Annotated in this window: 17 protein-coding genes; 7 read left to right on the top strand and 10 right to left on the bottom strand. The window is 71.7% G+C overall.

Features of this window, described 5'->3' with window-relative positions:
• Nucleotides 1-78 precede the first annotated feature (78 nt).
• Genes E6R18_RS13135 through E6R18_RS13090 form a run of 10 tightly spaced genes read right to left on the bottom strand, consistent with a single transcriptional unit; the run spans nucleotide 79 to nucleotide 10,279 of the window.
• Nucleotides 79-1,668, bottom strand: coding sequence for an NADH-quinone oxidoreductase subunit N (locus E6R18_RS13135; RefSeq protein WP_136317078.1), 1,590 nt, complete (start codon nucleotides 1,666-1,668; stop codon nucleotides 79-81).
• Nucleotides 1,665-3,215: an NADH-quinone oxidoreductase subunit M gene (locus E6R18_RS13130; RefSeq protein WP_136317077.1), complete on the bottom strand. Its 1,551-nt coding sequence runs from the start codon at nucleotides 3,213-3,215 to the stop codon at nucleotides 1,665-1,667. Before E6R18_RS13130 ends, E6R18_RS13135 begins: the two co-directional genes overlap by 4 nt.
• A gap of 27 nt (nucleotides 3,216-3,242) precedes the next feature.
• The gene (locus tag E6R18_RS13125; RefSeq protein WP_136317076.1) at nucleotides 3,243-5,243 is read right to left on the bottom strand and encodes an NADH-quinone oxidoreductase subunit L; all 2,001 of its coding nucleotides are present in this window, start codon (nucleotides 5,241-5,243) and stop codon (nucleotides 3,243-3,245) included.
• Nucleotides 5,240-5,668: an NADH-quinone oxidoreductase subunit NuoK gene (nuoK, locus tag E6R18_RS13120; RefSeq protein WP_136317075.1), complete on the bottom strand. Its 429-nt coding sequence runs from the start codon at nucleotides 5,666-5,668 to the stop codon at nucleotides 5,240-5,242. Before nuoK ends, E6R18_RS13125 begins: the two co-directional genes overlap by 4 nt.
• Nucleotides 5,668-6,318, bottom strand: coding sequence for an NADH-quinone oxidoreductase subunit J (locus tag E6R18_RS13115; RefSeq protein WP_240799717.1), 651 nt, complete (start codon nucleotides 6,316-6,318; stop codon nucleotides 5,668-5,670). The genes nuoK and E6R18_RS13115 overlap by 1 nt, the downstream gene beginning before the upstream one ends.
• Nucleotides 6,315-6,908 carry an NADH-quinone oxidoreductase subunit I gene (locus E6R18_RS13110; RefSeq protein ID WP_136317074.1) on the bottom strand — a complete coding sequence of 198 codons (594 nt, stop codon included), beginning with the start codon at nucleotides 6,906-6,908 and terminating at the stop codon, nucleotides 6,315-6,317. The genes E6R18_RS13115 and E6R18_RS13110 overlap by 4 nt, the downstream gene beginning before the upstream one ends.
• Complete coding sequence (locus E6R18_RS13105; protein WP_136317073.1) at nucleotides 6,908-7,876, bottom strand: complex I subunit 1 family protein; 969 nt, start codon at nucleotides 7,874-7,876, stop codon at nucleotides 6,908-6,910. The genes E6R18_RS13110 and E6R18_RS13105 overlap by 1 nt, the downstream gene beginning before the upstream one ends.
• Nucleotides 7,873-9,243, bottom strand: coding sequence for an NADH-quinone oxidoreductase subunit C (locus E6R18_RS13100; protein WP_136317072.1), 1,371 nt, complete (start codon nucleotides 9,241-9,243; stop codon nucleotides 7,873-7,875). The genes E6R18_RS13105 and E6R18_RS13100 overlap by 4 nt, the downstream gene beginning before the upstream one ends.
• The gene (locus E6R18_RS13095; protein ID WP_136317071.1) at nucleotides 9,240-9,881 is read right to left on the bottom strand and encodes an NADH-quinone oxidoreductase subunit B; all 642 of its coding nucleotides are present in this window, start codon (nucleotides 9,879-9,881) and stop codon (nucleotides 9,240-9,242) included. Before E6R18_RS13095 ends, E6R18_RS13100 begins: the two co-directional genes overlap by 4 nt.
• Entirely contained in the window at nucleotides 9,872-10,279 is a 408-nt protein-coding gene (locus E6R18_RS13090) for an NADH-quinone oxidoreductase subunit A (RefSeq protein ID WP_136317070.1), read from the bottom strand. Before E6R18_RS13090 ends, E6R18_RS13095 begins: the two co-directional genes overlap by 10 nt.
• 323 nt (nucleotides 10,280-10,602) lie before the next feature.
• Between E6R18_RS13090 and E6R18_RS13085 the strand changes: the two genes are divergently transcribed.
• The 7 genes from E6R18_RS13085 to rarD all read left to right on the top strand — a co-directional run bounded on the left by E6R18_RS13085 (nucleotide 10,603) and on the right by rarD (nucleotide 19,626).
• Nucleotides 10,603-11,814 carry a sensor histidine kinase gene (locus E6R18_RS13085; RefSeq protein ID WP_206308275.1) on the top strand — a complete coding sequence of 404 codons (1,212 nt, stop codon included), beginning with the start codon at nucleotides 10,603-10,605 and terminating at the stop codon, nucleotides 11,812-11,814.
• 213 nt (nucleotides 11,815-12,027) lie between these two features.
• Nucleotides 12,028-13,383 carry a sensor histidine kinase gene (locus E6R18_RS13080; protein ID WP_136317069.1) on the top strand — a complete coding sequence of 452 codons (1,356 nt, stop codon included), beginning with the start codon at nucleotides 12,028-12,030 and terminating at the stop codon, nucleotides 13,381-13,383.
• Nucleotides 13,384-13,555: 172 nt separating this feature from the next.
• Nucleotides 13,556-14,215, top strand: coding sequence for a response regulator transcription factor (locus E6R18_RS13075; RefSeq protein WP_136317156.1), 660 nt, complete (start codon nucleotides 13,556-13,558; stop codon nucleotides 14,213-14,215).
• Nucleotides 14,216-14,499: 284 nt separating this feature from the next.
• On the top strand, nucleotides 14,500-16,452 hold the full coding sequence (locus E6R18_RS13070; protein ID WP_136317068.1) for a 2-oxoacid:acceptor oxidoreductase subunit alpha: 1,953 nt from the start codon (nucleotides 14,500-14,502) through the stop codon (nucleotides 16,450-16,452).
• Entirely contained in the window at nucleotides 16,445-17,503 is a 1,059-nt protein-coding gene (locus tag E6R18_RS13065) for a 2-oxoacid:ferredoxin oxidoreductase subunit beta (protein ID WP_136201680.1), read from the top strand. The genes E6R18_RS13070 and E6R18_RS13065 overlap by 8 nt, the downstream gene beginning before the upstream one ends.
• A gap of 159 nt (nucleotides 17,504-17,662) precedes the next feature.
• Nucleotides 17,663-18,529 (top strand): SDR family oxidoreductase, encoded by an 867-nt coding sequence (locus E6R18_RS13060; RefSeq protein WP_136317067.1) that lies wholly within the window; start codon nucleotides 17,663-17,665, stop codon nucleotides 18,527-18,529.
• 119 nt (nucleotides 18,530-18,648) lie between these two features.
• Nucleotides 18,649-19,626 carry an EamA family transporter RarD gene (gene rarD, locus E6R18_RS13055; RefSeq protein WP_136317066.1) on the top strand — a complete coding sequence of 326 codons (978 nt, stop codon included), beginning with the start codon at nucleotides 18,649-18,651 and terminating at the stop codon, nucleotides 19,624-19,626.
• Nucleotides 19,627-19,662: the final 36 nt, after the last annotated feature.

The raw sequence follows: 19,662 nt of genomic DNA, 5'->3' as shown, positions 1-19,662 counted from the left end.
GTGAAGGTCGTACGCGCCCGTGCGCGGGCATGACCCTGCCCTGTGCGGGCTGGTGGGGGCAAGCCGATCTTGTACCCGTCAGAACAGGTTGACGGCGGCGAACCTGAGGACGGTCTGCGGGGCGCCCGACAGGACGATGCCGGCGGCGGCGGTGAGCACGATCGCGGCGGTGAGAGGTGCCGGGGTGCGGTGCCGGGTGGCGGGCGCGGGCTGCCGCGTACCGTCCTCCGGCTCGGGCGCGCGGAACAGGGCGGCGGTCCACTGGAGGTAGTAGTACAGCGCGACGACGACGTTCACGGCCATGACGACGGCGAGCCAGCCCAGTCCGGCGTCGACGGCCGCGGAGAAGACCGTGACCTTGGCGAACAGGCCGATGATGCCCGGCGGCAGCCCGGCCAGGCAGAGCAGGAAGAAGGCCAGCGCGAGGGCGGCGAGCGGCCGGGTCGCGTACAGGCCCCGGTAGTCGGTGAGGCGGTTGCCGGGGTGGGTACGGGCGACGAGGGCGGCCACCGCGAACGCGCCGAGGTTCACGACGGCGTACATCAGGGCGTACGCGACGGTGGAGCCGATCCGGCGGTCCCCGGCGTACGCGGCGGCGGCGATCGGCACCAGGAGGTAGCCGGCCTGGGCGACGGAGGACCAGGCGAGCAGGCGTACGGCGCTGCGGGCGCGGGTGGCGCTCTGGCGGAGCGCGGCGACGTTGCCGACGGTCATGGTGAGCGCGGCGAGTACGGCGAGGGCGGGGCCCCAGACGTCCGCGTACGCCGGGAAGGCGATCACGGTGACGAGGATGAGGCCGGTGAAGCCGACCGCCTTGCCGACGACCGAGAGGTAGGCGGCGATCGGCAGCGGTGCGCCGACGTAGGTGTCGGGGACCCAGAAGTGGAAGGGCGCGGCGGCCGTCTTGAAGGCGAAGCCGACGAGGGTCAGGGCGACGCCCGCCCCGGCGAGGGTGGAGAGCCGGGGGTCGACGTGGTCGAGGCGGGCGGCCAGGTCGGTGAGGTGGAGGGTGCCGGTGGCCGCGTACACGAAGCTGACGCCGAGGAGCATCACGGCGGTGGCGGTCACGGAGGACAGGAAGAACTTCAGCGCGGCCTCGGAGGAGCGCCGGTCGCCGCGCTTGATGCCGACGAGGGCGAAGGCGGGCAGCGAGGCGACTTCGAGGGCGATGACGAGCGTGGCGAGGTCGCGGGCGGCGGGCAGGAGCGCGGCGCCGGCGGCGGACGACAGCAGCAGGAACCAGAATTCGCCGGCCGGGAGCTTGCGGGTGTCACCGATGGAGAGCAGGGCGGTGAGCAGGGCGCCGCCGAGGACGAGGGCCTGGATGACCAGGGTGAAGTGGTCGGCGGTGTAGCTGCACGCGTGGCTGCCGGTGGTGAGGCAGAAGGTGGAGCGGTCGCCTTCGTGGAGCGGGATGATCAGGGCCAGTCCGGCGACGAGACCGGCGACGGCTCCGTAGCCGAGGAGCGGTTTGCGGGCCTCGGGGACGAAGAGGTCGGCGACCAGGACGGCGACTGCGACGGCCGCGACGGCGACCGGGGGCGCGAGGGCGAGCCAGTCGACGGACTGGACGAGGCTGCCGGCGCTCTCGGCCGCTGTGTGGACGAGGCTGCCGGCGCTCTCGGCCGCCGTCTGGGTGAGGCCGGCGGTTGGGGCCGCGGTGGTCACGACTTGCCTCCTGCGAGGAGCTTCTGCACGGCCGGGTCGGTGAGGCCGAGGAGGACGGCGGGCCAGAGGCCGGCGAGGACGGTGAGGGCCGCGAGGGGGGTCCAGGCGGCGAATTCGTAGCTCTGCACGTCGGCGATCGGCTGCGGTTCGTCGCGGGTGGCGCCCATGCAGACGCGGCGGACCACGATCAGGAGGTAGGCGGCGGTGAGCAGGGTGCCGAACGCGGCGACGGACATGAAGGTCAGGAAGGCGGGCCTGCTGAGCCCTTCGGCGGGGTCGAACGCGCCGAACAGGGCGAGCATCTCGCCCCAGAAGCCGGCGAGTCCGGGCAGGCCGAGGGAGGCGATCGCGGCGAACGCGAGGAGGCCGCCGAGGCGGGGGGCGCGGCCGTAGAGGGCGGCGCCGGTGGCTCCGGCGAGGGTGTCGAGGTCGGCGGTGCCGTGCCGGTCCTTGACCGCGCCGACCAGGAAGAACAGCAGGCCGGTGATGAGTCCGTGGGCGATGTTGGCGAAGAGCGCGCCGTTGACGCCGGTGGGGGTCATGCTCGCGATGCCGAGGAGGACGAAGCCCATGTGGCCCACGGAGGAGTACGCGATGAGCCGCTTCAGGTCGCCCTTGGAGCCGGGTCGGGCGAGCGCCAGGCAGGCGAGCGACCCGTAGATGATCCCGGCGACGGCGAAGGCCGCGAGGTAGGGGGCGAAGGTGTGCATGCCGTCGGGGGCGACGGGGAGCAGGATCCGGACGAACCCGTACGTGCCCATCTTCAGCAGGACGCCCGCGAGGAGGACCGAGCCGACCGTCGGGGCGGCGGTGTGGGCGTCGGGGAGCCAGCTGTGCAGCGGCCACATCGGGGTCTTCACGGCGAGGCCGATGCCGATCGCGAGAACGGCGATGACCTGCACGGATGAGGTGAGCCCGCGGCCGTTGTCAGTGGCGAGTGCCACCATGTCGAAGGTGCCGCTCTTCAGTCCGATGAGGAGCAGGCCCAGCAGCATGACGACCGAGCCGAGGAGTGTGTAGAGGATGAACTTCCAGGCAGCCGCCTGCCTCTGCGCACCGCCCCAGCGGGCGATGAGGAAGTACATCGGGATGAGCACCATCTCGAACGCCAGGAAGAACAGGATCAGGTCGAGGACGGCGAAGGTGGCGAGGGTGCCGGACTCCAGGACGAGGATCAGCGCGACGAATGCCTTCGGGGAGGGGCCGGCGGGCATCTTGAAGTAGCTGTAGAGCGCGCAGAGGAAGGTCAGCAGCGCGGTCAGTACGAGCAGGGGGAGCGAAATGCCGTCGATGCCGAGGTGGATGCGCACGTCCAGCGCCGGGATCCAGCTGATGTCGGTGGTGGCCTGCATCTTCGACGGGTGGTCGTGGTCGAAGCCGGCGGCCAGCACGAGCGTCGCCAGGAGGATGACACCGGTGACGGTCACGCCGTGGCGGAGCACGGCCTGGTCGGGGCTGCGGCCCTTCAGCCCGGGCGGGGCCGGGAGCAGGGCGGCGACGGCGCCGATGAGCGGGGCGGCGACGACGAACGCAAGAAGGAACTGCATCACGGATGCGCTGATATCGATCACGGCTCAGGACCCCGCGTTGACGTTGGCGAAGACGACGGCGGCGACCGCCAGGACCAGGGAACCGGCGAGCAGTGCGCTGAGGTAGGTCTGCACGTTGCCGGTCTGGGCGCGGCGGACGGCGGTGCCGAACCAGCGTGCGCCGGTGGCGGAGCCGCGTACGTAGGTGTCGACCACCTCGCGGTCCAGGAAGCGGACGAGGCGCGCCGCCGCTTGGACGGGGCGGACGAACAGCGCCGCGTACAGGGCGTCCAGGTGGAAGCCGGTGGCCGCGTGGCGGTGGAGGGGGCCGAGCAGCAGGCGGCCGGGGTCGGCGGGGTCGGGGGCGTCACCGGCTGTGCCGTAGGCGGCGGTGCGGACCTCGATGGCCTCGATCTCGACGAGTGCGGGTTCCGCGTCGGGGTGGGCGACGACCGAGCCCATGGGGACGCGGGCGGCGAGTGCGGTGGTGTGGCGCCAGGCCCCGTAGGTGACGAGGCCGCCGACGAGGCCGACGCCGGTGGAGAGCACGGCGGTGGTCAGGGACGGGATGAGGCGGTGGCCGTCGAACCAGTCGCCGATCACGCCGATGCTCAGCCCGAGCGCGATGGTCGGTACGGCCAGCACCCACAGGACGGCGGTCATGGCGACGGGCTGCCGGCCGTGGTCGGGGGCCTCGGCGCCCCGGCCCCGGAAGGCGAGGAGCCAGAGCCGGGTGGCGTAGGCGGCGGTGAGCACGGCGGCCAGGAGCCCGGCGACGAGGATCGTCCAGCCGGCGGCGGCCGGGGCGACGTGCCGGTGGCCGAGCGCGGTCCGCTCGGCGGCGACGAGGACGGCTTCCTTGGAGAAGAAGCCGGCGAACGGGGGGATGGCGGCCAGCGCGAGGAGGGCGACGGTCATCGTCCAGTAGGCGTCCGGGATGCGCTGGGTCAGGCCGCTCATCCGGGACATGGCGGCCAGTGAGTTGGTGCCTGCGGCGTGGATGACGACGCCGGCGGCGAGGAAGAGGACCGCTTTGAACGCACCGTGGGAGATGAGGTGGAAGACGGCGGCCCCGCGGTCGCCGACGGCCAGGGCGCCGGACATGTAGCCGAGCTGGCCGATGGTCGAGTAGGCGAGGACGCGCTTGATGTCGTCCTGGGCGAGCGCGGCGAGCCCGGAGCCGATCATCGTGACGGCCGCCATCACGGCGAGGACGACGAGGGCGGCGCCGGATGCCGCGAAGACGGGGAGGAGCCGGGCCACGAAGTAGATGCCGGCGGCGACCATCGTCGCCGCGTGGATCAGCGCGGAGACGGGGGTGGGGCCGGCCATGGCGTCGGGCAGCCAGGTGTGCAGGGGGAACTGCGCGGACTTGCCCGCGACCCCGGCGAGCAGGAGGAGCGCGATGAGGGTGGGGTGGTCGAGGCCGTCGTGGGCGACGGCGCCGAGGATGCCGGTGATGCGGAAGGTGCCGGTGTCGGCGGCGAGGGCGAACAGGCCGATGAGGAAGGGGACGTCACCGAGCTTGGTGACCAGGAACGCCTTGAGGGAGGCGGCGCGGGCCTCGGGCGTCTCCCAGTAGTGGCCGACCAGGAAGTAGGAGCAGATGCCCATGACCTCCCAGCCGACCAGGAGCACCATCAGGTCGCCGGAGTAGACGACGAGCAGCATCGCGGAGGTGAAGAGGGAGACCAGGGCCGCGTACGAGGCGTAGCGGGGGTCGTCGCGCAGGTAGGCGGTCGAGTAGATCTGCACGCAGCTCGCGACGAGGGCGACCAGCACGGCGACGAGGACGGCGAAGCCGTCGAGGTGCAGCGCGAGGTCGATCGGGACGGAGCCGGTGGGGGTGAGCTGGGTCGCCGCGTCGATGGCCCGGCCGCCGCCCTGGCGTGCGGCGACGACGGCCGCGAGGACGAGGGAGGCGAGGGAGGGCAGGACGGCGAGCGGCCGGACGTAGCCGGGCGCGGTGCGGCCGGTGAGGAGACCGGCGGCGGCGCCCAGGAACGGGAGGAGGGGGACGAGGACGGCGAGGGTCGTGGTGGTCACGCGGTGGCCTCTGCCTTCTTTGCCTTCCCTGCCGCAGCAGTGGCCTGGTCTTCGGGGCGGGCGGCGCCCGCGGGGTCGTCGTCCTCGTCGTCGCCGGCCGGGACCGTTTCGGCCTCGTCGGTCTCGGCGGTGTCGCGGAGGCGGTCGATGTCGGAGGTGCCGCGGTTGCGGTACACGGCGAGGACGATCGCCAGGCCGATGCCGATCTCCGCCGCCGCGATGGCGATGGTGAACAGGGCGAGGGCCTGGCCGGAGTGCAGGGTGTCGCGGAGCCAGACGTCGAAGGCGACCAGGTTGAGGTTGACGGCGTTGAGCATCAGCTCGACGGACATCAGGACGAGGATCGCGTTGCGGCGGGCGAGGACTCCGTACAGCCCGGTGCAGAAGAGGAGGGCGGCGAGCACGGCGGGATAGGCGAGGTGCATCAGCTGTTGTCCTCTCGGTGCGTGGTGGCCCGGGGCTCGGCCGCGCGGCTCGTGGTGGCCCGGGGCTCGGCCTGGTGGCCCTTGGTGGCCCGGGGCTCGGCCTGGTGGCCCTTGCGGGAGAGGACGATCGCGCCGACGAGGGCGACGAGCAGCAGGACGGAGAGTACTTCGAAGGGGAGCACCCAGTTCCGGAAGAGGAAGGAGCCGGTGGCCTCGGTGGATCCCTGGGCGGGCCCGTCGAGCTCGATCCAGGTGGTACGGAAGGCGTCCACGACGACCCAGACGAGGGTGCCGGCCGCGGCGACGGCCACCGCCAGGGCGGCCCAGCGGTTCTCCGAATCGGCGTCCGGGGAGCGGCCGATGGGGGCCCGCGTGAGCATCAGGCCGAACAGGAGGAGGACGATGACGGAACCCACGTAGATCAGTACCTGCACCCAGGCGATGAACTCCGCCGTCAGCAGGAGGTATTCGACGGCGAGGCCGCCGAGCGCCACGATCAGCCAGAGGGCGGCGTGCACCAGCTGCCTGGTCGTGACGGTCACCAGGGCCGCGCCGAGGGTGGCGATGCCGACGAGGACGAAGGCGATCTCGACCCCGGTCGGGGAGAGGAAGCCGGGGGCCGCCGAGGCGGCCGCGAGAGCGGTGCTCATGCCTCGCCCTCCTCTGCCTCTGCGGCGGCTTCCTGTGCCTGCTGTGCCTCTTGTGTCTGCTGTTCCTGCTGGGCGCGGAGTTTGTCGGCCGTCTTGCGGGCGGCGGCGATCTCCTTCGGTTCCTCGGCGCGCGGGTCGAGCGCGGGCGGCTCGGGGACCGTCCACATCCACTCGCGGAGCTTGTCGCGCTCGTGGGTGAGTTCGAGGATGTCCGTCTCCGCGTACTCGAACTCCGGCGACCAGAACAGCGCGTCGAACGGGCACACCTCGATGCAGATGCCGCAGTACATGCAGAGCGAGAAGTCGATCGCGAAGCGGTCCAGTACGTTGCGGCTGCGCTCGCGGCCGCCCGGAGCCGCGGCGGGCACGGTCTCCTTGTGGGAGTCGATGTAGATGCACCAGTCCGGGCACTCGCGGGCACAGAGCATGCAGACCGTGCAGTTCTCCTCGAACAGCGCGATGACGCCCCGGGAGCGGGGCGGGAGTTCGGGCTGCACGTCCGGGTACTGGGCGGTGACGGTCTTCCTCGTCATCGTCCGCAGGGTGACGGCGAGGCCCTTGGCCAGACCTGAGCCGGGGATCGGGGGCACTAGTTGATCGCCACCTTCACGATGCCGGTGAGCGCGATCTGCGCGAGAGCGAGCGGGATGAGTGTGGTCCAGGCGAGCTTCTGCAACTGGTCCTCGCGCAGACGCGGGTAGCTCACGCGCAGCCAGATCACGACGAACGCGAGGATGCCGGTCTTCAGCAGGGTCCAGACCCAGCCGAGTCCGTCGGCGCCCATCGGGCCGTGCCAGCCGCCGAGAAACAGGACGGTGGTCAGCCCGCACAGCACGACGATGCCCGCGTACTCGGCGAGCAGGAACAGCGCGAAGCGCAGGCCCGTGTACTCGGTGTACGCGCCGAAGATGATCTCCGAGTCGGCGACCGGCATGTCGAACGGCGGGCGCTGGAGTTCGGCGAGCCCGGCCACGAAGAAGACCAGGGCGCCGATGATCTGCCAGGGCAGCCACCACCACTCGAACGCGTCGAGGATGCCGGGCAGGGAGACCGTGCCGGCCGCCATCGCCACGGAGGCGGCGGCGAGCAGCATCGGCAGCTCGTAGGCGAGCAGTTGGGCGGCGGTGCGGAGGCCGCCGAGCAAGGAGAACTTGTTGGCCGACGCCCAGCCGGCCATCAGTGAGCCGAGTACGCCGACGCCCATCACCGCGAGCACGAAGAAGATGCCGGCGTCGACGACCTGGCCGACCGCGCCCTCCCCCGGGCCGACCGGGATCGCGACCAGCACGAGCAGGTACGGGAGCAGCGCGACGGCCGGCGCGAGGCGGAAGACCTTGCGGTCGGCGCCGGCCGGGACGATGTCTTCCTTCTGCGCGAACTTCACGCCGTCCGCGACGAGCTGGGCCCAGCCGTGGAAGCCGCCGGCGTACATCGGGCCCAGGCGGCCCTGCATGTGGGCCATCACCTTGTGTTCGGTCTGGCCGACGACGAGGGGGAGGACCATGAAGACCGCGAAGACGATGACGATGCGGAGGGCGACGTCCAGTGCGTCGTTCACTCGGGATCGCCTCCGGTGGGGGTGTCGTCGGTCGCGGAGTTGGTGTCGGGTGCGGGTGCGGGGTCGGGTGCGGATCTGGTGTTGGGCTCGGTGTCGGGTGCGGGGGCGGTGGGGGGTGCGGGGGCGGTGTCGGGAGCGGTGTCGGGTGCGGGAGCGCTCGGGGGTTCGCTGCGCTGGGCTTCTCCCCTACCCGCCCCTTCCCGAACCGGGGGCTCCGCCCCCGGGCCCCCGCTCCTCAAACGCCGGAGGGGCTGGGAAGGGGGCTGGGACGCGTCGCCGGCCTCCGGAGACTCGTCGAACGCCGGGCGGGCGTTGTGCCACGGCGCGTCCGACGCCGTGTCCGGCACCGCACCCGCCTCCGCACCCGCACCCGCACCCGCACCCGCACCCGGGATCTTCGGAGCCTCGGGGGTCTCCGCGCCCGCACCCGATGCCTGCGGAGCCTCCGGGGCCTGCGGGGCCTGCGGGGCCTGCGGAGCCTCCGGGGTCTCCGACGCCCCCGCCCCCCGCTGGCTCGCCGAACCCTGCGACGCGCTGCGACTGCGGCGCGGCGGGGCAGCCGGGCTGCTCGGGGTCGCCTCGCCCGCGGTGCGGCTCCGGCGCGGCGGAGCAGCCGGTGCGCCGCCCTGCTCAGCCACCCCCGACGCCTCCGACGCCCCCGACGCCCCCGGTGTCGTCGGCGTCGTCGGCGTCGCCTCGCCCGCCGTGCGGGTCCGGCGCGGGGGGCGGTCGCCCGCGGCCCTCGCCGTGCGGGCGGGGCGGGTGGGGGCCGGGGGGAGCTGGCCCTTGAGGGGGCCCCACTCGTTGGGGTCGGGGACGCCCGGGGGGAGCATCGTGCGGCGCTTCGGGCCGCCGTGTTCCGACTCGCCCGGCTCCTTCGCGCCGGGCCATGCCTTCGCCACGCGGGCGGCCAGGACGAAGTCCTTGCGCAGGGGGTGGCCCTCGAAGCCCTCGGGCAGCAGGAGCGGGACGAGGTGCGGGTGGCCCTCGAAGCCGATGCCGAACATCTCGTGCGTCTCACGCTCGTGCCAGGCGGCTCCGGCGTAGACGCCGATCGCGGTCGGCAGGACGGGGGCCTCGTGCGGGACGGTCGTGCGGAGTAGTAGGCGCCGTACGCCGGAGCCCGGCTCCGGGAGCGCGGCGACGTGCGCGCAGACGCGGAAGCCGGTGCCCTGCTCGTCCACCGCGCTCAGCCAGTCGAAGTAGGTGCAGCCGAGTCCGTCGCGCGCCGTTTCCAGGGCGGTGATCCACGAGGCGGGCGGGACGTCGACGGTCAGCAGGTCGTATGCCTGCTCGGCCGCGGCGTCGTCGCCGAAGAGTTCCGTGACGGAACCGGGGAGGCCGTCGTAGGCGTCGGAGGCGGTCACTTGTCCTCGGCCTTCCCGGGAACGGCCGGCGGGGCCACCAGGCCGCTGCGCAGGGCGGCCGTGGAGGGGCGGGCGCCTGCGGCCGTCGCGTAGCGCTCGCCCAGCGACTCGCGGGCGATCTTCTCCTGGAGCTTCAGGATGCCCTGGAGCAGGGCCTCGGGCCGGGGCGGGCAGCCGGGTACGTAGACGTCGACGGGGATGATCTGGTCGACGCCCTTGGTCACGGAGTACGAGTCCCAGTACGGGCCGCCGCAGTTGGAGCAGGCGCCGAAGGAGATGACGTACTTGGGCTCGGGCATCTGCTCGTACAGGCGCTTGACCGCCGGGGCCATCTTGTCCGTCACCGTGCCGGAGACGATCATGAGGTCGGCCTGGCGGGGTCCGGGCGCGAACGGGATGACGCCGAGCCGGATGAAGTCGTGGCGGGCCATGGACGCGGCGATGAATTCGATGGCGCAGCAGGCGAGTCCGAAGTTGAAGACCCAGAGGCTGTAGCGGCGGCCCCAGTTGAGGACCACCTTCATCGGCTCCGGTGCGAGCCGGGACAGGACGCCCAGGCGCTTGGGTTCCGGGAGGAACGTGGGTACGGCGGCGGGTTCGGCCCCCGCGTCGGCGGACGACGGGCTCGTCACGTCCATTCGAGGACGCCCTTCTTCCATGCGTAGAGCAGTCCCACGGCCAGGAAACCGAGGAAGATGAACATTTCCACGAGCGTCGTCGCGCCGTATCCGGGTGCGGCGAAGACGGTCGCCCAGGGGAAGAGGAAGATCGAGTCGACGGCGAAGATCACGTACAGGAAGGCGTAGACGTAGTAGCGGACCTGGGTGTGCGCCCAGCCCTCCCCCACGGGGTCCACGCCGCACTCGTACGCGAGGAGCTTCTCCGGCGTCGGGACCACCGGGCGCAGCAGCCGGCCGGCCCCGAAGGCGACCGCGACGAACAGGACGCCGACCACGGCGAGCAGTCCGACGACCGAGTAGCTGTGGAAGTAGTCCGACGCGAGCACGGCCGGCGCCGTTCCCGGCGGATGTGCCACGTTCGGAAGTTCCGACGGACCCGGCAGGTACGCCACGTCCGGAAGGTCCGACGGACCCGGCAGGTACGCCACGTCCGGAAGGTCCGACGGACCCGGCAGGTACGCCGCGCCCGGAAGGTCCGTCACGTCGGCCACGTCCGCCCCCTCGCTCCCTCTAACCGTTCGACGATCTGTACGCACGGGAGTCTAGGCCCTGTAAAGGACGGGTAAGCAGTTGCGTCGGGCAACGGATGGGGTGGGGCGGGAGACGGTGGGGATATCCCTACTTCGCCTCACCCACGAGCCCCATGGCATCCGCAGGTCGCGCCCGGCAGGCTGGTCGTATGACCATGAGCCCCCAGGTGCCCTCCCACGAAGGGCCGCCCCCCGTCCGCTTCGCCTTCGGCCGGTGGACGTGGAAGGAGGTCGCACACCTCCTCGCCAACCTTCCGATGGCGATCGTCGGATTTGTTTACACGGTGTTGATGATCAGCATCGGCGTGGGCCTCGCGGTCACCGTGGTCGGGCTGCCGCTGCTGGCCGCCGGGCTGCAGGGTGCCCGGTTGATCGGGCGGGCCGAGCGGGGCCGGGCGCGCAAGCTGCTGGGGGTCCGGGTCGAGGAGCCGAGTCCGGTGGCCCGGGGCCGCCGGGAGGAGGGGTTCTTCGCCTGGCTGTGGTCGAGCCTGATGGACCCGGTGGCCTGGCGGGCGGCGCTGTACTCGTTCATGCGGCTGCCGTGGGGCATCCTCACCTTCGTGGTGACGCTCCTGTGCCTCGTGCTGTGGCCGGCGCTCCCCTATACGTCGCGGTTCCTGGCCAACGCGGACCGGGCCATGGTGCGCGGGCTGCTCTCCCCCTCCGACGACCTCGAACGCCGCATCGCCGAACTGGAGTCGGACCGGGGCGTGGTGGTCGACACGGCCGCCGCCGACCTGCGCCGCATCGAGCGCGACCTGCACGACGGGGCGCAGGCCCGGCTCGTCGCCCTCGCCATGGGTCTCGGCCTCGCCAAGGAGAAGCTGGCCGACGACCCGGAGGCCGCGGCCCGCATGGTCGACGAGGCGCACGGCGAGGTCAAGGTCGCCCTCCAGGAGCTGCGCGACCTGGCCCGCGGCATCCACCCGGCCGTCCTCACCGACCGCGGCCTGGACGCCGCCCTGTCCGCCATCGCCTCCCGGTGCACCGTCCCGGTCACCGTGCGGGTGGACCTGACGTCCCGGCCCGCGCAGGCCATCGAGGGCATCGCGTACTTCACCGTCTCCGAACTCCTGCAGAACGTCAGCAAGCACAGCGGGGCCCGTACGGCGTCCGTGGACGTGTGGCGCTCGGGCGACCGGCTGCTGCTCCAAGTCGGCGACGACGGGCGGGGCGGGGCCTCGATGAACGGCGGTACGGGGATGGCGGGGCTCGCGGAGCGGCTGGACGCCGTCGACGGGGCCTTCGTCCTGGACTCCCCCGCCGGCGGCCCGACGACCGTCACCGCCGAGCTGCCCTGGCGCGACCGGGAGAGCGAGAGGAGCGCGTCCGGCGGGCACGCTCCGGGGCCCAAGAGGTAGGGAAAACCCCCGGTCCGAGACGGATACCGCCCTCATGGTGCGCCGGCGCGCGACCCAGCACTCTTGAATCAGAACGCACAGACAACACGCACGCACGGCCCCCAGACAGCACGCACGCACAACCCCCAGACAGCACGCACGCACAGATCCCAGACGACACGCACGCACAGGTCCCAGACGACGCGGACGCAGAAGAAGAAACGGACGGAACCCATGGCCACGGCATACGGACCGGACATACGGGACCCTCAGCGGTCGGGAAGCGGTTCCGGGGGCCGCCCGGTGACGCGGCGCGTCCTGCCGGCCGTGCTGCGGGCTCCCCTGGAGGCAAGGACCTGGCGCGAGTTCTGCTATCTCCTGCTGAACCTGCCGATCAGCATCGTGCTCTTCGTCTTCGCGATCACCATGGTCTCGCTGAGTGCCGGGCTGCTCGTCACCTTCCTGGGCATTCCGGTGCTGGCGGCCGGTCTGGTCATGTGCCGGGGCTTCGGAATGCTGGAGCGGACCCGGGCGCGGGCCCTGCTGAAGCTGGACGTGGCCGACCCGGCGCCGGTGCGCGGCCGGACCGGCGGGCTGATGTCCTGGGTCGGGGCGGTCCTGAAGAGCGGGGTGTCCTGGCGCCACCTGCTCTACGCGCTGCTGCACTTCCCGTGGGCGGTCTTCACCTTCTGCGTCTCGCTCACGCTGTGGGCCTGGGGCTGGGGGGCCTTGACCTACCCGCTGTGGCACTGGGCCGTCCCCTCGCACGCGGGGGTCCAGGGGATTCAGCTGTACGGGGACTCCACGCGGGAGGTCTATCTGGACTCGCCCCTGGAGCTGGCCCTCACCAGCCTGCTGGGGCTGGCCGTCGTCCTGGTGTCGGCGTGGGTGATCCGGGGCCTGGCCGCGGTGGACCGGCTGATGGTGGCCGGGCTGCTGGGCCCGTCCCGGCTGGCGGAGCGCGTCACGGAGCTGGAGTCGGATCGGGGTGTCGTCGTGGACACGGCCGCCGCCGATCTGCGCCGCATCGAGCGCGACCTGCACGACGGGGCGCAAGCCCGGCTCGTGGCCCTGGCCATGGACCTGGGGCTCGCGAAGGAGAAGCTGACCGCCGACCCGGAGGCCGCGGCGAGGATGGTGGACGAGGCGCACGGCGAGGTGAAGGTCGCCCTCCAGGAGCTGCGCGACCTGGCCCGCGGCATCCACCCGGCCGTCCTCACCGACCGCGGCCTGGACGCCGCCCTGTCCGCCATCGCCTCCCGGTGCACGGTCCCCGTCACCGTCGAGGTGGACCTGACGTCCCGGCCCGCGCAGGCCATCGAGGGCATCGCGTACTTCACCGTCTCCGAACTCCTGCAGAACGTCAGCAAGCACAGTGGTGCCACCCGCGCCTCGGTCGACGTGTGGCGCACGGAGGACCGGCTGCTGCTCCAGGTGACCGACGACGGGCGCGGCGGCGCCGACCTGGCGGCGGGCAGCGGTCTCGCCGGGCTGACCGAGCGGCTGGATGCCGTGGACGGGGTCCTGGTGGTCGACTCCCCGGTGGGCGGTCCGACCAAGGTCACCGCCGAGCTGCCCTGGCGCGGCTGACCGGACCCGCGGTCCGTACGAGTGGTACCGCCCCGGGGGGAGCCTCCCCCCGGGGCGCGGTCAACCCCGCGCGTACTCGCGACGTCACTGCCGTTACTGGGATGCTGGACGGCGTACGGATCACAACAGCGAGCAAGCAGGTGGGGGAATCAGCGTCGTGGTGGAGGACAGGGTGCGCGTGGTCATCGCCGAGGATTCGGTACTGCTCCGGGAGGGTCTGACCCGGCTGCTGACCGATCTCGGGCACGACGTCGTCGCGGGCGTGGGGGACGCGGAGGCGCTGATCAAGACGATCGGCGACCTCGACGGGCAGGGCGCGCTGCCCGATGTGGTGGTCGCGGACGTGCGGATGCCGCCGACCCACACCGACGAGGGCGTACGGGCGGCGGTGCGGCTGCGCCGGGACTATCCGGGGATCGGGGTGCTGGTCCTTTCGCAGTACGTGGAGGAGCAGTACGCCACCGAGCTGCTGGCCGGGTCCAGCCGGGGCGTGGGGTATCTGCTGAAGGACCGGGTCGCCGAGGTCCGGGAGTTCGTGGACGCGGTGGTCCGGGTGGCGCAGGGCGGTACGGCGCTGGACCCCGAGGTGGTGGCGCAGCTGCTGGGCCGCAGCCGCAAGCAGGACGTGCTGGCGGGGTTGACGCCGCGCGAGCGCGAGGTGCTGGGGCTGATGGCGGAGGGGCGTACGAACTCGGCGGTGGCCAAGCAGCTGGTGGTGAGCGACGGGGCGGTGGAGAAGCACGTCAGCAACATCTTCCAGAAGCTGGGGCTGGCCCCGAGCGAGGGCGACCACCGGCGGGTGCTCGCCGTGCTGACGTACCTGAACTCCTGACGGCGGGGGCGGACGGCCCGTGCGGAACCCCCGTCATTCCTGACGGTCTGTCAGACTTAGACGGCGGGTGTCTCCAGCGAGGGTCCGACGGGGAACGAGGCCGCTGGTGAATCATGACGGAACAGCGCCGGGAAACGTCTCACCGTGTTGATATGAAGCGTCTCAAAATGCCGTCCATCATGTGATCGGTCAGAGGAAGGCGACCCTTACAGACGTAGGGTGGGGCTGGGGACCTCCGGCGGGCCGGACGGTTCCGAGCCGCCGCGCCGAGGGAGGTCCAGTAAGTGACCAGCCAGGTCAGTAGCCCAGCGGAACAGGCCGACGAGGCCAGTGACGCGCTCGTAGGGGGACCGCGTGCCCCCCAGTCCGCAGCCACGGAGAACGGCAAAGAGGTCCGTCGTCTGGACCGGGTGATCATCCGCTTCGCGGGTGACTCGGGTGACGGCATGCAGCTCACGGGTGACCGGTTCACCTCCGAGACGGCCTCCTTCGGGAACGACCTCTCCACGCTGCCCAACTTCCCCGCCGAGATCCGCGCCCCCGCAGGCACCCTGCCGGGGGTTTCGTCGTTCCAGCTGCACTTCGCCGACCACGACATCCTGACCCCGGGCGACGCGCCGAATGTGCTGGTGGCGATGAATCCGGCGGCGCTCAGGGCCAACATCGCCGATGTGCCGCGCGGGGCCGAAATCATCGTGAACACCGATGAGTTCACCAAGCGGCCGATGGCGAAGGTGGGCTACGAGACCAGCCCGCTGGAGGACGGCTCGCTGGAGGCGTACAACGTCCATCCGGTGCCGCTGACGACGCTCACCATCGAGGCGCTGAAGGGGTTCGAGCTCTCCCGCAAGGAGGCCGGGCGCTCCAAGAACATGTTCGCGCTGGGGCTGCTGTCCTGGATGTACCACCGGCCGACCGAGGGCACCGAGGCGTTCCTTCGGGCCAAGTTCGCGAAGAAGCCGCAGATCGCCGAGGCGAACGTGGCCGCGTTCCGGGCCGGCTGGAACTTCGGCGAGACCACCGAGGACTTCGCCGTCAGCTACGAGGTGGCCCCGGCCTCGCATGCCTTCCCCACCGGCACGTACCGCAACATCTCGGGGAACCTCGCCCTGGCCTACGGGCTGATCGCCGCCGGCCGGCAGGCCGACCTGCCGCTGTACCTCGGCTCGTACCCGATCACCCCGGCCTCCGACATCCTGCACGAGCTGAGCCGGCACAAGAACTTCGGCGTGCGCACCTTCCAGGCCGAGGACGAGATCGCGGGCATCGGCGCCGCGCTGGGCGCCGCGTTCGGCGGGTCGCTCGCCGTGACGACCACGTCCGGGCCCGGGGTGGCCCTGAAGTCGGAGACCATCGGCCTCGCGGTCTCCCTGGAGCTGCCGCTGCTCATCGTCGACATCCAGCGCGGCGGCCCGTCCACCGGGCTGCCCACCAAGACCGAGCAGGCCGACCTGCTCCAGGCGATGTACGGGCGCAACGGCGAGGCCCCGGTGCCGATCGTGGCCCCGAGGACCCCGGCCGACTGCTTCGACGCGGCCCTGGACGCGGCCCGGATCGCCCTGGCCTACCGCACCCCTGTCTTCCTGCTCTCCGACGGCTACCTGGCCAACGGCTCCGAGCCCTGGCGCATCCCGGAGCTCGACCAGCTCCCGGACCTGCGCGTCCGGTTCGCGGGCGGCCCGAACCACGAACTGGCCGACGGCACCGAGGTGTTCTGGCCGTACAAGCGCGACCCGCAGACGCTGGCCCGCCCCTGGGCCGTCCCCGGCACGCCCGGTCTCGAACACCGCATCGGCGGCATCGAGAAGCAGGACGGCACCGGCAACATCTCGTACGACCCGGCCAACCACGACTTCATGGTCCGCACCCGGCAGGCCAAGGTGGACGGCATCGAGGTCCCGGACCTGGAGGTGGACGACCAGGCGGAGGCGAAGACCCTCGTGCTGGGCTGGGGCTCGACGTACGGCCCCATCACGGCCGCCGTGCGCCGGCTGCGCGCCGCCGGACGCCCCATCGCCCAGGCCCACCTGCGCCACCTCAACCCGTTCCCGCGGAATCTCGGCGAGGTCCTGAAGCGTTACGACAAGGTGGTCGTCCCCGAGATGAACCTCGGGCAGCTGGCCACGCTCATCCGGGCCAAGTACCTGGTAGACGCGCACAGTTACAACCAGGTCAACGGCATGCCGTTCAAGGCCGAGCAGCTGGCGACAGCCCTTGAGGAGGCCATCGATGCCTGAGACGAACGAACTGCTCCAGCTGGTGCCCAAGGCCGAGGCGAAGCAGTCCATGAAGGACTTCAAGTCCGACCAGGAAGTGCGCTGGTGCCCCGGGTGCGGTGACTACGCGGTTCTCGCCGCCGTGCAGGGCTTCATGCCCGATCTCGGTCTGGCGAAGGAGAACATCGTCTTCATCTCCGGCATCGGCTGCTCCTCCCGCTTCCCGTACTACATGAACACCTACGGGATGCACTCGATCCACGGCCGCGCCCCCTCCATCGCGACGGGCCTGGCCACCTCGCGGCGCGACCTGTCGGTCTGGGTCGTCACCGGGGACGGCGACGCGCTGTCCATCGGCGGCAACCACCTGATCCACGCCCTGCGCCGCAATGTGAACCTGAAGATCCTGCTGTTCAACAACCGGATCTACGGGCTGACCAAGGGCCAGTACTCCCCCACCTCCGAGGTGGGCAAGATCACCAAGTCGACGCCGATGGGCTCGCTGGACGCCCCGTTCAACCCGGTGTCGCTGGCGATCGGCGCGGAGGCGTCGTTCGTCGCCCGTACCGTCGACTCCGACCGCAAGCACCTCACGAGCGTGCTGCGGGCCGCCGCCGACCACCCCGGCACGGCGCTGGTGGAGATCTACCAGAACTGCAACATCTTCAACGACGGCGCGTTCGAGGTCCTGAAGGACAAGGAGCAGGCCCAGGAGGCGGTGATCCGCCTGGAGCACGGGCAGCCGATCGTCTTCGGCGCCGACGGGACCAAGGGTGTCGTACGGGACTCGCTGACCGGGGACCTCCAGGTGGTCGCGGTGACCGAGGAGAACAAGTCGCAGATCCTCGTCCACGACGCGCACGCCCCGAGCCCGACGACGGCGTTCGCCCTGTCGCGGCTCGCCGACGCGGACACCCTGCACCACACCCCGATCGGGGTGCTGCGCAGCGTGGAGCGGCCGGTCTACGACACCAAGATGGCCGAGCAGCTGGACGCGGCCGTGGAGCGGGACGGCAAGGGCGACCTGGCCGCGCTGCTCGCCGGTAACGACAACTGGACGGTGGTCGGCTGACCGCCGGCCCCCGGGAACGCGAAAGCGCGCCGGTCACGCCCCTCGCGGGCGGGCCCGGCGCGCTTTCGTCTGTTCACGCACCCCTATTGCACTTTCTTTTAGTTAGCGCATTCCATAGGGTGGTGTGAGAGAGAAGCGAACAAAGAGGAGAAACACCCCATGAGCATCGTCGTCACCGGAGCCACCGGAGCACTCGGCCGCCTCGTCATCGAGCACCTGCTGACCACCGCCGCCGTTCCGGCGAGCGACATCGCGGCCGCCGTCCGCGACAAGGAGAAGGCCGCCGGCCTCGCCGCCCGGGGCGTCGAACTGCGCATCGCCGACTACGACCGGCCCGAGACGCTGACCGAGGCGTTCCGGCCCGGCGACCGGGTGCTCCTCATCTCCGGCAACGCGGTCGGCAGCCGGATAGCCCAGCACACCGCGGTCATCGACGCGGCGAAGGCGGCGGGCGTGGCGCAGCTCGCGTACACCGGCATCCTCGGCGGGCCGGACGCGGACTTCACGCTGGCCGACGAGCACCGGGCGACCGAGCAGCTGGTCCTCGACTCCGGCCTGCCGTACACCTTCCTGCGCAACGGCTGGTACACGGAGAACCTGACCGAGAACCTGGCGCCCGTCCTCGCGCACGGCGCGGTCGTCGCCAACGCGGGCGAGGGCCGGATCGCCTCCGCCGCCCGCGACGACTACGCGGCCGCGGCCGCCGCCGTCCTGACCGGCGAGGGCCATTTGAACCGCGCCTACGAGCTGAGCGGCGACACCGCCTGGTCCTACGCCGAGTACGCGACCCAGGTCGCGAAGGCCACCGGCAAGGAGATCGCGCACAACGACGTCCCGGCCACCGTGCACCGGGAGATCCTGACCGGCGCCGGGGTGCCGGAGGGCTTCGCGGCGATCCTGGTCGACGTGGACGAGGCGGTCCGGCGCGGACGGCTGGCCGGCACCAGCGGCGAGCTGGCCCGCCTGATCGGCCGCCCGACGACCCCCCTGGCCGACACGGTCGCCGCGGCGGTCGCCGCGCTGTAGAACGGCACGGGCAGGCCCGGTGTCATGACCGTCCGACGATACGGCTATGACACCGGGCCCTGTCGGCGTTACCGTCATCCGGTTGACGTCGTACGACAGACATCCGCCAGGAGGGGCCCGTGAAGGGGACGAATGACCAGCGGGCCGGGCTCCTGTCCGGGTTCACCGCGTACGGCATGTGGGGAGTCGTCCCGCTGTTCTGGCCGCTGCTGAAGCCGGCCGGCGCCGTCGAGATCCTGGCCCACCGCATGGTGTGGTCGCTCGGCGTCGTGGCGATCCTGCTGCTCGTACTGCGGCGCTGGTCCTGGATCGGCCCGCTCCTGCGGCAGCCGCGCAAGCTCGGACTGCTCACCGTCGCGGCGGCGGTGATCACCGTCAACTGGGGCCTGTACATCTGGTCCGTGAACAACGGCCACGTGGTCGAGGCATCGCTCGGCTACTTCATCAACCCGCTGGTCACCATCGCCATGGGCGTCCTGCTCCTGGGCGAACGGCTGCGCCCGGCGCAGTGGGTGGCGGTCGGCACCGGCGTCGCGGCCGTGCTGGTGCTGGCGGTCGGCTACGGGAAGCCGCCGTGGATCTCGCTGGTCCTGGCGTTCTCGTTCGCGACGTACGGCCTGGTCAAGAAGAAGGTCGACATGGGCGGCCTGGAATCGCTGACCGCCGAGACCGCCGTGCTCTTCGTGCCCGCGCTCGGCTATCTGCTGTGGCTGAGCGCCCGGGGCGAATCGACCTTCACCTCGGACGGCACCGGCCACGCGGCGCTGCTCGCGGCGACCGGTGTCGTGACGGCCGTGCCGCTGATCCTGTTCGGGGCCGCCGCGATCCGCGTACCGCTCTCGACGCTCGGGCTGCTCCAGTACCTGGCCCCGGTCTTCCAGTTCCTCCTGGGGATCGTCTACTTCCACGAGGAGATGCCGCCGGAGCGGTGGGCCGGGTTCGGCCTGGTCTGGGTGGCACTCGCCCTGCTGACCTGGGACGCGCTACGGACGTCCCACCGCACGAGGGCGCAGGCGCAGGCGGCCCGGCCGGCCGCGACGGCCACGGCCGCACCGGCGGGCCCGGACCGCACGGAGACCAGCACGAACGCAACTTAGTCGCCTTTTTAACTTGGTTGCGTTTCTCTTGGGTCC

The organism is Streptomyces sp. A1277, from assembly GCF_004795015.1.
GTDB lineage: Bacteria > Actinomycetota > Actinomycetes > Streptomycetales > Streptomycetaceae > Streptomyces.
The sequence above is the reverse complement of the archived record's forward strand: the minus strand, read 5'-3'. Positions and strand labels throughout refer to the sequence as shown.